This window comes from Paenibacillus sp. RC21 (genome assembly GCF_044907935.1).
Classification (GTDB): Bacteria; Bacillota; Bacilli; order Paenibacillales; family Paenibacillaceae; genus Paenibacillus; species Paenibacillus terrae_A.
The window spans coordinates 441,673-454,099 of the sequence record NZ_JBIYCS010000002.1 but is presented as its reverse complement, the minus strand read 5'-3'; the positions used below and the strand labels follow the sequence as shown (position 1 = coordinate 454,099).

The window sequence follows — 12,427 nt, the reverse complement described above, 5'->3', positions numbered from 1 at the left end:
GCATGAAGCAACATTCTGTCTTTTTTTGACGTCTGAACCATGTATAATATAGAAAATGAGAAAACGATAAGGAGGCCGTTCATGGTGCGGAAATTTCGTTGGATTTCAGCGTTTGCAGCTCTTATATTTGTAGTCGCCGCGCTTCCGGCTCAGGCCGCGACCGTTCCTGCTACTGCGGAAAAAACGACTGATAAGCAGGTCGGCTCACTAACCCCTACTGTCGTGAATCGTTTGGAAAAGGCAGTACAAGAACTCATCGGTACGAAGACGGCATTTCAATTTGACGATGTGACGGATATGGGTAAAACCTGGATTGTCGAGGGCGAACTGGAGGATGGAACAGCTACGATTCAGACGGAATATAATAAGGAAAAAAACAGAGTGGATTCTACAACCGTTCGATATAAAATAAGCAGCTTGGCAAAAGCGATGGACGCGCCACTCAAAACTAAAGTGCTGAACAGCGCCAAAGCGTTTGATAGCAAGCGTCCCCAGCAATTTGAGGCATTCTGGCGGGTCAAATCCCCTTACCAGTCTAACAAGCCTTCGAATTATTGGGTGTTCTGGGGGGCCGGGGAAAAGGCTTCCTCGCTGTACGTTGATGTGGATCGCGGCAACAGCATCACCATTAATGCCGACTATCCGCTGAAGCAGGTGGACCCTGTATTGCTAAATCGTGCAGTGAACAGCTTCAAGCGTGTTAGCGGACAGCGTATCACGGTGCTGCATGCTTCACGTTACAAGGACGAGGCAAAAGGGCTTTCTTATTGGTCGTTTGAGGATGCAAGCGAGGCGAGTGAGGTCAAAATTGGCGCAGTAACCGGCAAAGTGCTGGCTGTATCCACCTTTGGGGTGGACTGGAACGATGACACGGATTTCAAAAAATCGTTTACCAGCCCTAAATATACGGCCTCTGAAGCTTTGAAGCTGGCCAAGCCCAAGGTCCAACTGTTATTTAACATTAACTTATCCGATTATAGTGTTGAAATCCAGGGGAATGCATATACATTTTCCAAAAAACAAAAGGGGACGCCCTCTATTGTGGGTAAAGTGAATAAAAAAGGAACTTTTTACGCATTCTCTCTTCATTCTGCCGATGGGAAATTGCAATAAAGGTAATAGAATATAGCTATGATGAGTCAAGTTGCTTCGCTCCTGATCGCATAAATATGGGGAGTGGGGCGGCTTTTTTTGTTTTTGGCTTATGTTTGCAGTCTCTTTATGTTACATTAGTATGAAAATAAAGAGCGGGGTGGAGAAGAGGACATGAAACCGGATTTGCGTACTGTGCTGGATCGTGAAATTATTGTCGGAGACGGCGCAATGGGAACCTTTTTATATCAGCTTGGATTTCCGGTAAATACGTCTTACGAAGAGCTGAATATCACGTCGCCTGACGTCATATCAGACGTGCATCGTCAATATGTACAAGCGGGAGCACGGTTGCTGGAGACCAATACGTTTTCTGCAAACGATTATAAACTGGCCCGCTTCGGGCTGGAATCCAAGGTGGAAGAAATTAACCGTGCCGGGGTGAGAATTGCCAGAGCAGCGGCTGGCCCAGAGCACTATGTGGTGGGTGCGGTAGGCTCCATATGCGGTGGCAAACGGCTTAATATATCAAAGGTAGAGCTGGCACGTAACTATGATCAGCAGATTGATGCACTTCTCTCCGAAGGGGTGGACGGCATTTTGTGCGAAACGTTCTATTCGCTGGATGAAGTGCGCATTGCCCTTCGTGGTGTGCGTAAATATAGTAATACCCCGGTGATTTGTCAGTTTGCGGTAGATCAGGTAGGGCGTACACAGGATGGATTTTCGGTGGCGGAGGCTTTTACGGTGCTGCGAAATGAAGGGGCGGATATCCTCGGATTTAACTGCCACTCTGGCCCACAGGGGATTATGAGTGTGATGGAGCAGCTGGACGGTCCGCTGTCTGTACCGCTGTCCGTATATCCTAATGCGGGTCTGGCGGATTATGTGGATGGTCACTATGTGTATGGTGCATCGCCTGAATATTTTGGGGAATGCGCTGCTTCCTTCGTAGAGCTGGGTACGAGAATCATCGGTGGCTGCTGCGGCACCACACCAGAGCATATCGCAGCGATTTCAAAAGCTTTGAATGGTTTGCAGCCTCCTCCTCTGGCTCCAAGAGAGATACTGACAGATGTGCCAGTCATTGTGGCTGAGCCGGAACAGATTGCACGTGAAGGGGAACGGGGCAACGGTAGAAGCGCCAGCGAACCCAACATTGTGGAATTGGTCAAGGAACGGCATACGGTGATTGTAGAGCTTGATCCTCCGCGCGATCTGGACATTACACGGTTCATGCAGGGGGCACAGGCACTGAAAGCGGCCGGGGCCGACGCGCTTACGCTGGCAGACAATTCACTTGCGGTTACTCGCATGAGCAACATGGCGCTTGGACATTTGGTGAGCCTTGAAACGGGCATGCGCCCGTTAATTCATATTGCCTGCCGTGATCGTAACCTGATTGGTACCCAGTCCCACATGATGGGCTTTGATGCGCTGGGCATTGATCATGTATTGGCCGTTACAGGAGATCCGGCGCGGTTCGGTGATTTGCCTGGTGCCAGCTCGGTGTATGATATGACTTCTTTTGAAATTATACGTATGATCAAGCAGTTGAATGACGGTATCGCTTTTTCCGGCAAGCCACTCAAGCAAAAAGCTAATTTTGTGGTGGGTGCCGCTTTTAATCCCAATGTCAAGCATTTGGGCAAAGCTGTGCAGCGGCTGGAGAAAAAAATTGCTTCCGGTGCGGATTACATTATGACCCAGCCTGTTTACGACCGCGAACTGATTATAGCCATGGCGGAACAGACCCGTCATTTGGAGGTGCCGATTTTTATCGGTATTATGCCGCTGGCCAGCGGGCGCAATGCGGAGTACTTGCACAACGAGGTACCCGGCATCCAGTTGTCGGACGAGGTTCGTGCACGTATGTCTGGTCTGGAGGGGGCGGAAGGCCGCGCGATGGGCGTGACCATTGCCAAGGAGCTGCTAGATACGGCGATGGAGCATTTTAACGGTATCTATTTAATGACTCCATTTATGTTCTATGAAATGACGGCGGAGCTGACTTCTTATGTATGGCAAAAATCCGGCCGTGTGCAGGCCCCCTTGTTTCGACTATAATAATCAATTACAATAGTATAATGGATGTGATGCCGATGTCATTGAGTATGACCGGATACGGTCAAGCCATCCTTCATTATGAAGGCTATAAAGTGCGCTTGGAGCTGAAATCGGTGAATCACCGCTATTGCGAAGTGATGATGAGGATTCCGCGCGAATGGACTCGTTATGAAGATGGCTTGAGAAGAACGGTTCAACAGCAAATCAAGCGCGGCCGTGTCGACGTCTTCATTCACAGGGAACGTGATGAAGAACAGATACCCGCCGCACGGTTGAATGACACTGTAGTGCAGGCTTATTTGCATGCAGCGGAGCAGCTGGCGGATCGGTACGGCGTGAAGGGAACGTTGGGTATAAGCGACATTCTTGCGCTGCCTGACGTTCTGGGTGAGCCTGGTGAGGCTTGCAATGGAGACGAAGAGGGCTGGGGAGAGCAGCTTCAGCAAGCTCTGAATGAAGCATTGCAGGGACTGCTGGACATGAGAAGACGAGAAGGCGGGCATTTGGCGCAGGATGTGGAATCCCGTATTTCGCGTTTGGAGTCCCTGCATCATGAAATGACTGTGCTGGCTCCTCATGTTGTGAGCGACTACCGTAACAGGCTAAAACACAGACTTACTGAGCTTCAGGATGGTTCATTTACGCTTGATGAGCATAAGTTCGGAATGGAGATTGCTTTATTCGCGGATCGCAGCAGTATTGATGAGGAGCTTACCCGGCTTCAAAGTCACTTTGGGCAATGCAGGGGATTGCTGCTGTCGGACGAGCCAGCCGGTCGCAAATTAGATTTTTTAATCCAGGAAATGAACAGGGAAGTCAACACGATCGGCTCCAAGGCCAATCATCTTGCGCTAGTTAATTTAGTCGTCGAGATGAAGGCGGAGCTGGAAAAAATTCGTGAGCAGGCTGCAAACATCGAGTAGCTACCTGGTAGCGGCACGGCTGCAATAGTCACATGTATAGGGGGAAAGACCTGAATATGGCAATCAAATTGATCAATATTGGTTTCGGCAATATCGTGTCGGCCAACCGAATTATCTCCATCGTCAGTCCGGAGTCTGCTCCGATCAAGCGGATTATACAAGAAGCTAGGGACCGTCATATGTTGATTGACGCTACCTATGGCCGCCGGACACGAGCTGTTATTATAACGGACAGTGATCATGTGATCTTGTCTGCGGTGCAGCCGGAAACGGTCGCTCATCGACTATCCACTAAAGATGATGACAATGACGAATAAAAATGGAGTGTACTATGGCTAAGGGATTATTATTTGTATTATCCGGACCTTCGGGTGTCGGCAAAGGAACAGTAGGCAACGCACTGCGTGAAAAACTGCCGGAATTGACATACTCGGTTTCCGCGACAACCCGCACGCCCCGCATGGGTGAACAGGACGGAGTTAACTATTTTTTTAAGTCGCGTGAACAGTTTTTGGGCATGATTGAACGGGATGAGTTGCTGGAGCATGCAGAGTACGTAGGTAACTATTACGGCACTCCACGTGATTTTGTAGATCAGACGCTTGCGCAGGGAAAAGATATTTTTCTGGAGATTGAGGTTCAGGGAGCGCTCAAAGTGAAGGAGAAATTTCCTGATGGCATTTTCATTTTCTTGCTTCCGCCTTCGCTGGATGAATTGAAGGACCGGATTCGGGGACGGGGCACAGAAACTCAGGCAACCATTGATCACCGCATGTCGGTAGCTGTGGATGAAATGAATCTGTTGCGTCACTATGATTATGCGGTTGTCAATGATGAGATTGATTTCGCTTGTAAACGAATAGAATCCATTATTATCGCCGAACATTGTAAGGTCCATCCATAAACGAGGACTATATATATGCCAAGCGTACTTAAAGAGAAAATTACTATACAAGCTGAACTCGGAAATGTACACTGGAATTCAGCTTGTATAGTCCCAAAACTACATGAAGAGGTGTCTATTCGTGCTGTATCCTTCCATTGATGAAATGATGAAAAAGGCAGATAGTAAGTATTCGTTGGTTGTAGCGGCTTCACGCCGTGCCAGACAGTTGCGCGAGGGTGAGAAGACGACTCTCAAGAATCCTAAATCCCACAAGCAAGTTGGAGTGGCGTTGGAAGAGATCTACGCGGATCATTTGCGTCTTGAAAGTGGCGAAGACGAATAAGAATTATAGACAATTATTATAACCGGGCGCAATGCCAATTTCTTTGACAACCGCAAGGTTGTTATTTTTTTCGGTCAGGGGGAGTTAACGATGTTGAAGGGGAAAGTTATTATTCTTGGTATTACCGGCGGAATTGCCGCTTATAAAGGGGCTGCGCTGTGTAGTAAGCTAACGCAAAAGGGAGCCGAGGTTCATGTCATTATGACGGCATCCGCGAAGGAGTTTATTACCGAGCTTACGCTTCAGTCGCTCTCTCGTAATCCGGTATACAGTGACACGTTTGATGAAAGAGAACCGTCCGTCGTATCCCATATTCATCTGGCGGACAAAGCCGATCTGGTGCTGGTTGCACCTGCAACCGCAAATATCATCGGGAAAATGGCGCATGGGCTTGCTGAAGATATGCTATCCACAACGCTGCTGGCAACGACAGCACCTATTATGGTAGCACCTGCTATGAACGTGCATATGTATACTCATCCCGCAGTAATGCAAAACATGGAGACGCTCGTATCCCGGGGTGTCATGATGATTGAGCCGGGTGAAGGATTGCTGGCTTGTGGTTATGTTGGCAAAGGACGGTTGGAAGAGCCGGAAACCATCGTACAAACGGTAGAACGGTTTTTTGAACAGCAAGAACAGGAAGGTAAGGGCGTCACCAACAAGCCGGAGCCACGTTGGTTTGGCGGAGAAGCTGTGGATTCGGGTGGACAATCGCAAGGTTCGCTGCTGAATGGCAATGAACGGTTGCTGTCAGGCAAAAAAGTGATTGTAACCGCTGGAGGCACGATCGAGAGAATTGATCCGGTACGTTATATTACGAATGACTCTTCCGGTAAAATGGGCTTTGCCATCGCAAAAGTGGCTCAGGAGTTGGGTGCCGATGTACATTTGATTGCTGCAAATACAAGTGCGGAGCCTCCTGTGGGCATTTCGATTGAAAAAGTTCAGTCCGCTGACGACATGTATAGCGCTGTGCTCAGACAGTGGGAAGAGAGCGATTTGGTCGTGATGGCTGCTGCGGTTGCAGACTATCGACCGCGTGAGGCGGCACTGACCAAGATCAAGAAGAAGGATAGTACATTTACACTGGAGTTAGTGAAGAATATCGATATTCTGGAGTCACTCGGACGAAGCAAGAAGCATCAATTTTTAATCGGCTTTGCTGCGGAGACCGGGAACCTGGAGACGTATGCCATGGATAAGCTGGAGCGAAAAAATTGTGATCTTCTGGCGGCTAACGACGTAACTGCTGATGGAGCAGGCTTTGGCGTCGATACGAACGCTGTACAAATTTATGACCGTGGCGGAATGGTAGAACGTATTCCTGTGCAGTCAAAGGAAGAAGTAGCGCGTAAGCTCCTTACGATAGCGGCTGGACGTATGGGTGGGGTGTTGCATTAATGGAAATGGGCAATTTAGTTGCCAAAGTTATTGTAGATGTGCCCGCCAAGGATACGGATCGTACTTTCGATTATCTGATTCCTGAGTCAATGCGGCCATGGATTGAGCCGGGTAGCCGGGTTGCAGTGCCATTCGGCAAACGGACGGTGCAGGCATTTGTCATCTCGGTAGTACCGGCCGAGGAGCCGCCGAAATATCGGATGAGGGCGATACAGGAGCTGCTGGATTTGGTACCGCCCCTGTCTCCGGATCTGGTAGAACTGGGTAAATGGATAAGCGAACGCTATGCCTGCAATCAAATTATGGCGCTGCAAGTGATGATTCCTACAGCGTTAAAGGGCAAGGCCGAACGTTATATTTCTATCGCTGAGCAGCATGAATTCACAGATCATCTGCCTGCTGCTGACGTTTTGAATTACGGTTCAGAAGCGGATACACATCGAGCCATGCGGTCGGATATGAGGGGAGAACCCGAATGGGCTCTTCTGACCGACGATGGTATGAGCGACCCGGCTGAACGCCAGATTGTCAGCTTTATTCAGGAGAAGGAGCAAGTCCCGCTTCAGCAGCTAAGCCGCCGTTTCCCCGAAGAAGCAGAGATTATTAAATCGCTGTTGCGCCGGGGGGTGCTTCAGGAGAGTCAGGTTATTAAGGACAAGCTTGGCAAGAAGACCATGAAGGCCGTGGATTTGGCTATCGGCATAGAAGAGGCATCAGCGGCGCTTGAACAGTTTTCCGCCAAAGCGCAGCGTCAGCGGGAGGTACTTGCTTTTTTGCTGGAACGCAGCGAGTTTCTGCCCCTGCCGCTGAAGGAAGTCATGACCTCGCTTAGTGTATCAGCCGCAACGGTCAAGGCGCTGGAGGATAAGGGCTATGCGGTGCTTGAGGATGTAGAGGTGTTCCGCGACCCTTATCGGGGTAGAAACTTCAAGCCTACGAAGCCGTTGCCGCTCACCGAAGAGCAGCAATACGTGTATGAACGGATCATCCGGCAGCTGGATACGCGTGAGCAAGGAGCTTATTTGCTGCATGGAGTTACGGGCAGTGGTAAGACGGAAATTTATCTACAGACGATTCAGCGCTGTATTGAGCAGAATCGTCAGGCGATTGTGCTGGTTCCGGAAATATCGTTGACACCGCAAATGGTAGAGCGTTTTAAAGGTCGCTTTGGCGATCAGGTCGCGGTGATGCACAGCAGACTGTCCGGAGGCGAACGTTACGACGAGTGGCGTAAAATACGCGAAGGCCGTGTGAAGGTGGCGATTGGCGCCCGTTCGGCTGTATTTGCGCCTTTTCGTGAACTTGGCCTTATTATTATGGATGAGGAGCATGAAACCTCCTATAAGCAGGAAGAGACACCCAAATACCACGCGCGTGACGTGGCTGTACGCAGAGCCCATCAGCATGGGGCTGTGGTTATTCTTGGTTCAGCTACGCCGTCTCTGGAAAGCTATTACGCGGCCCGCTCGCAAAGTAATGACGAGTTTGCACCGCTGCTGCTTGAAATGCAGACTCGCGCACTAGGGAACTCATTACCCGAGGTGCATATCATGGATATGCGCGAGGAACTGCGTGCTGGCAACCGCTCCATGTTCAGCCGCGCATTGCATAACGGAATCGCAGAGCGGCTGGAGCGCAAGGAACAGACAGTATTGCTACTGAATCGGCGCGGACATTCTACGTTCGTCATGTGCCGTAGCTGCGGCTATGTGGCGGGTTGCCCGCATTGTGATATTTCGCTCACATATCATCAGCGGTCAAACAATTTACGTTGCCATTACTGCGGTTATTCTGAGCCCGTGCCTCAGGTTTGTCCGGAATGCGGTAGTGAGCATATTCGCTACTTTGGCACAGGTACTCAGCGAGTGGAAGAGGAACTGGCAAAGCTGTTTCCCGGTATACGTGTCGTGCGGATGGACGTCGATACAACGACGGAGAAAAATGCCCATGAAAAGCTGCTCAAGCAATTTCGTGATAAAAAAGCGGATGTACTGCTCGGCACCCAAATGGTTGCCAAAGGGCTGGACTTTCCCGATGTAACGCTGGTAGGTGTCATCACTGCGGATTCGGCGCTTAATTTACCGGATTTTCGGGCTGCGGAAAAGACATTCCAGTTGTTAACACAGGTAGCCGGACGCGCCGGGAGGCATCAATTGCCTGGGGAAGTGTTCGTGCAAACCTATACACCGGAACATTACTCGGTTATTCACGCGAGTCGGCACGACTACGGTTCTTTTGTCAGGGAAGAGTTAAAACACCGCCGTAATCTGCATTATCCACCGTATTGCCGTCTCATTTTGGTGACCTTCTCTCATGAACAGCTCCCTGTACTGGTTCGACTGGCTGAGAACTATTCAGCCACAGTACAAGGGAGAGCGAGGCAAAGGGGCTGGTTCGGCAATATGGATCGGCTTACATCGGATGTGCTTGACATTTTAGGGCCTGTAGCTTCACCGATTTCGAGAATCAAGAATAGATACCGATTTCAATGTATGATAAAATGGCGTGGAAATATAGATGCGATTGGTCTGGCCCAGCAGGTAGCTGATGAAATGGCGGAATCCGCACAGGCCCAAAAGCTGCTGGTCAGTCTGGATGTCGATCCGCAGATGCTTATGTAGCGTATGCGCAAAAGTTTTCGGCACAGTTAATGCGGACAAGCCGTCCGTACATAGGATAATGTAGCAGTCGCGCTTGTTGTGAATACGACGAAGCTTAAATGAAGGATAAAGAGGAAGGTGTTCTATTGTCATGTCAATTAGAATTATAGTGTTGGAACCGGATGATGTACTGCACAAAGTAGCAAAGGAAGTTACTAAAATTACGCCTAACGTGCAAAAGCTGCTCGACGATATGGCAGATACCATGTATGAAGCTGAGGGAGTGGGCCTTGCTGCTCCACAAGTAGGTATTTTGAAGCGTCTAATCGTTGTGGATGCCGGGGATGAGCATGGTTTAATTAAAATGATAAATCCTGAAATTATGTCCGAAGAAGGCGAGCAATTGGGTGCTGAGGGCTGCTTAAGTATTCCTGGGTTAAATGGTGATGTGCGTCGTGCCGAGAAGGTTACCGTCAAGGGGCTGGACCGTGATGGTAAGGTGATTACGGTTACAGCGACAGGATTGCTTTCTCGGGCTTTTCAACATGAAATTGACCATTTGAACGGAGTTTTATTTACGGATATTGCGGAAAAAGTATATGAGGTTGCTCCGGAACAGCCAGGACCGAACCGTCAGACAGGAGAGTGAGGTTCGATGAGTCAAGACATTCGTATCGTCTTTATGGGCACGCCGGATTTCGCTGTGCCTTCGTTAAACATGCTGCTGGACAATGGCTATAATGTAGTCGGTGTCATTACGCAGCCGGATAAGCCGCAGGGACGGAAAAAAATATTAACGCCTACGCCAGTTAAGGAAGCGGCGGAGAAGCGCGGGTTGCCCGTGCTTCAACCGACCCGCTTACGCCAGCCGGAAGCGGTGGCTCAGGTGGCGGAGCTGCGTCCGGATCTGATCGTAACAGCGGCTTATGGGCAGATTTTGCCTAAATCCGTATTGGACTTGCCCCGTTTCGGCTGTCTTAACGTACATGGTTCGCTGCTTCCTCGTTATCGGGGAGGGGCGCCAATCCAGCGTGCAATTATTAACGGCGAAACCGTTACAGGTGTAACGCTGATGTATATGGCGGAAGGACTGGATACCGGCGATATGATATCGCGGGTTGAGGTTGCTATTGAACCGGAGGATACATCCGGTACGATTTTTGAGAAGCTGAGCATAGCTGGAGCAGAGCTTTTACAGGATGAGCTGCCTAAGCTGCTGGCAGGGCAATCGGGTCGAACGCCGCAAAACGAGGAAGAGGCAACTTACGCTCCGAACCTGAACCGCGACGATGAGCGCATTCCGTGGAATGACAGTGCGCAGCAAATATACAACCGGATTCGTGGGCTGGTTCCGTTTTCAGGTGCATTTACGCTGTGGGAAGAAAATGTTTTTAAAATATGGGCGGCTGAGCAGCCTTCCATCCATAGTGAAGCGGCTGGTCCAAATGCTCCAGCACCCGGAACAGTTCTGCAATTGACTGCCCGTGGCGTTGAAGTACAGACGGGCAAGGGCACGCTCTGGCTGACACAGGTGCAGCCGGCAGGCAAGAAGGTTATGGAAGCCGGGAACTTTGCGTGTGGCGGCCAGATGAAGCCGGGCACGGTGCTCGGGTGAGCGGCGGTCACTCCCGTCAGGGAGGCCAAGGCAGGGACGTTGGTGCAAGAGCAGGCAAGACCCGTAACCAGACGGCTAGGGAAGTTGCGTTGGACGTGCTGACGGGAGTTGAGCAGGAAGGTGCATATAGCAACCTTGAGCTGAACCGTCGGCTTCAACAGGCGGGCTTGTCCGCGAGTGACGCTGGCTTGGCCACGGAACTTGTATATGGTACGGTTGCACGCCGGAATACGCTGGATTATTTTCTAACAAAGTTTGTTCAGAAAGGAACAGCCAAGCTCCAGGCTTGGGTACGTTCGCTGTTGCGAATGAGTGTCTATCAGATCGTATATCTGGATCGCATTCCGGATCATGCAGTCGTTAGTGAAGCAGTGACCATTGCCAAGCGTCGCGGACACCAGGGGATTTCAGGGATGGTCAACGGCGTGTTGCGCAGCATGCTGCGTGAGCCGGACAAGCTGCGCATTCCGGACGGGCTGTCAGCCGAGGAACGGATTGCATTGGAGCATTCCCATCCGCAGTGGCTGGTCAAGCGCTGGATTAAGCAATACGGTGTGGATATTGCGGAAGCCATCTGCTGCGCTAATAATGAGCCACCTGCGGTCAGCGTGCGGGTGAATACGACAATGACCAGTCGTGATCAACTCTTGAACGAGATGCTTGCGAAAGGGATGGATGCTGTTCCATCGGGGGTTAGCCCTTACGGAATTGTCGTTCGCAGCGGCGGAAATATGGCGCTCACTTCCTGGTATACAGACGGTTTGCTGTCCGTGCAGGACGAAAGCTCCATGCTCGTCGCCGAGGCGGTTGCGCCTGAGCCGGATATGCTGGTACTGGATTGCTGCGCTGCTCCGGGCGGCAAAACAGCTCATATGGCTGAGTTAATGAAGGATCAGGGCCGGATTATCGCCAACGATCTGCATGCTCACAAACATCGGCTAATCCAGGAACAGGCAGATCGGCTAGGGCTGGATGCCGTGGAAACGGTCACCGGGGACGCACTTGAGTTGAAAAATCGTTATGCTCCGGCATCATTTGACCGCGTCTTGCTGGACGCGCCATGCTCCGGTTTTGGAGTGATCCGCCGCAAGCCTGACTTGCGCTGGAGTAAAACTCTCCAGGATGTTCGTGACATCACGCAGCTCCAGCATGAACTGCTGGACAGCGTAGCTGAGCTTTTGAAGCCGGGTGGTATTCTGGTGTACAGTACATGCACGATTGAACCGGATGAAAATGAAGGGCAAATCACCCGTTTTTTAAGTGACCATCCCGAGTATGAACTGGCAGAAGGACATTTCTTATCAGACGTAACTGACGGCATGGATCATGCTCAGCGCGGCTCGATACAGCTGTTGCCGCAGCATTTTCACAGCGACGGATTTTATATCGCGCGTTTGCGCCGGGTAAAATAGTTCGTAAGAATCCCGAAGGCAGTCAACCACCAACATTTCCACATTCCGCCGGACATCATCCGGCGGTTTTTGCATTGGGACGAAA

11 protein-coding genes are annotated in these 12,427 nt (G+C 50.5%); all 11 read left to right on the top strand.

Going from position 1 to position 12,427, the window contains the following annotated elements:
- Positions 1 to 84: 84 nt before the first annotated feature.
- Complete coding sequence (locus ABIA61_RS07375) at positions 85 to 1,113, top strand: hypothetical protein (protein WP_283656292.1); 1,029 nt, start codon at positions 85 to 87, stop codon at positions 1,111 to 1,113.
- A 153-nt stretch (positions 1,114 to 1,266) separates the two neighbouring features.
- Positions 1,267 to 3,159 carry a bifunctional homocysteine S-methyltransferase/methylenetetrahydrofolate reductase gene (locus tag ABIA61_RS07370; RefSeq protein ID WP_404580528.1) on the top strand — a complete coding sequence of 631 codons (1,893 nt, stop codon included), beginning with the start codon at positions 1,267 to 1,269 and terminating at the stop codon, positions 3,157 to 3,159.
- 35 nt (positions 3,160 to 3,194) lie between these two features.
- Positions 3,195 to 4,082, top strand: coding sequence for a YicC/YloC family endoribonuclease (locus tag ABIA61_RS07365; RefSeq protein ID WP_404518834.1), 888 nt, complete (start codon positions 3,195 to 3,197; stop codon positions 4,080 to 4,082).
- 56 nt (positions 4,083 to 4,138) lie between these two features.
- Positions 4,139 to 4,399, top strand: a complete 261-nt coding sequence (gene remA / locus ABIA61_RS07360; RefSeq protein ID WP_005548256.1) for an extracellular matrix/biofilm regulator RemA — start codon at positions 4,139 to 4,141, stop codon at positions 4,397 to 4,399.
- Positions 4,400 to 4,413: 14 nt separating this feature from the next.
- The gene (gene gmk / locus ABIA61_RS07355) at positions 4,414 to 4,986 is read left to right on the top strand and encodes a guanylate kinase (RefSeq protein ID WP_137063621.1); all 573 of its coding nucleotides are present in this window, start codon (positions 4,414 to 4,416) and stop codon (positions 4,984 to 4,986) included.
- Between the two features lie 121 nt (positions 4,987 to 5,107).
- Positions 5,108 to 5,311 (top strand): DNA-directed RNA polymerase subunit omega, encoded by a 204-nt coding sequence (gene rpoZ, locus ABIA61_RS07350; protein WP_013310893.1) that lies wholly within the window; start codon positions 5,108 to 5,110, stop codon positions 5,309 to 5,311.
- A gap of 90 nt (positions 5,312 to 5,401) precedes the next feature.
- Positions 5,402 to 6,715, top strand: a complete 1,314-nt coding sequence (coaBC, locus tag ABIA61_RS07345; RefSeq protein ID WP_404580527.1) for a bifunctional phosphopantothenoylcysteine decarboxylase/phosphopantothenate--cysteine ligase CoaBC — start codon at positions 5,402 to 5,404, stop codon at positions 6,713 to 6,715.
- A complete protein-coding gene (gene priA, locus ABIA61_RS07340) occupies positions 6,715 to 9,336 on the top strand; it encodes a primosomal protein N' (protein ID WP_283652387.1) in 2,622 nt (873 codons plus the stop codon). Before coaBC ends, priA begins: the two co-directional genes overlap by 1 nt.
- 130 nt (positions 9,337 to 9,466) lie before the next feature.
- On the top strand, positions 9,467 to 9,964 hold the full coding sequence (def, locus tag ABIA61_RS07335; RefSeq protein ID WP_404518837.1) for a peptide deformylase: 498 nt from the start codon (positions 9,467 to 9,469) through the stop codon (positions 9,962 to 9,964).
- 6 nt (positions 9,965 to 9,970) lie between these two features.
- Positions 9,971 to 10,930: a methionyl-tRNA formyltransferase gene (gene fmt / locus ABIA61_RS07330; RefSeq protein ID WP_404518838.1), complete on the top strand. Its 960-nt coding sequence runs from the start codon at positions 9,971 to 9,973 to the stop codon at positions 10,928 to 10,930.
- The gene (gene rsmB, locus ABIA61_RS07325) at positions 10,927 to 12,342 is read left to right on the top strand and encodes a 16S rRNA (cytosine(967)-C(5))-methyltransferase RsmB (protein WP_404518974.1); all 1,416 of its coding nucleotides are present in this window, start codon (positions 10,927 to 10,929) and stop codon (positions 12,340 to 12,342) included. Before fmt ends, rsmB begins: the two co-directional genes overlap by 4 nt.
- Positions 12,343 to 12,427 lie beyond the last annotated feature (85 nt).

What these genes read in the sequence shown, in the direction of transcription:
- ABIA61_RS07370 (WP_404580528.1), top strand. Translation starts at nt 1,267, where the DNA reads ATGAAACCGGATTTGCGTACTGTGCTGGATCGTGAAATTATTGTCGGA.
- ABIA61_RS07365 (WP_404518834.1), top strand. Translation starts at nt 3,195, where the DNA reads ATGTCATTGAGTATGACCGGATACGGTCAAGCCATCCTTCATTATGAA.
- remA (WP_005548256.1), top strand. Translation starts at nt 4,139, where the DNA reads ATGGCAATCAAATTGATCAATATTGGTTTCGGCAATATCGTGTCGGCC.
- gmk (WP_137063621.1), top strand. Translation starts at nt 4,414, where the DNA reads ATGGCTAAGGGATTATTATTTGTATTATCCGGACCTTCGGGTGTCGGC.
- coaBC (WP_404580527.1), top strand. Translation starts at nt 5,402, where the DNA reads ATGTTGAAGGGGAAAGTTATTATTCTTGGTATTACCGGCGGAATTGCC.
- priA (WP_283652387.1), top strand. Translation starts at nt 6,715, where the DNA reads ATGGAAATGGGCAATTTAGTTGCCAAAGTTATTGTAGATGTGCCCGCC.
- def (WP_404518837.1), top strand. Translation starts at nt 9,467, where the DNA reads ATGTCAATTAGAATTATAGTGTTGGAACCGGATGATGTACTGCACAAA.
- fmt (WP_404518838.1), top strand. Translation starts at nt 9,971, where the DNA reads ATGAGTCAAGACATTCGTATCGTCTTTATGGGCACGCCGGATTTCGCT.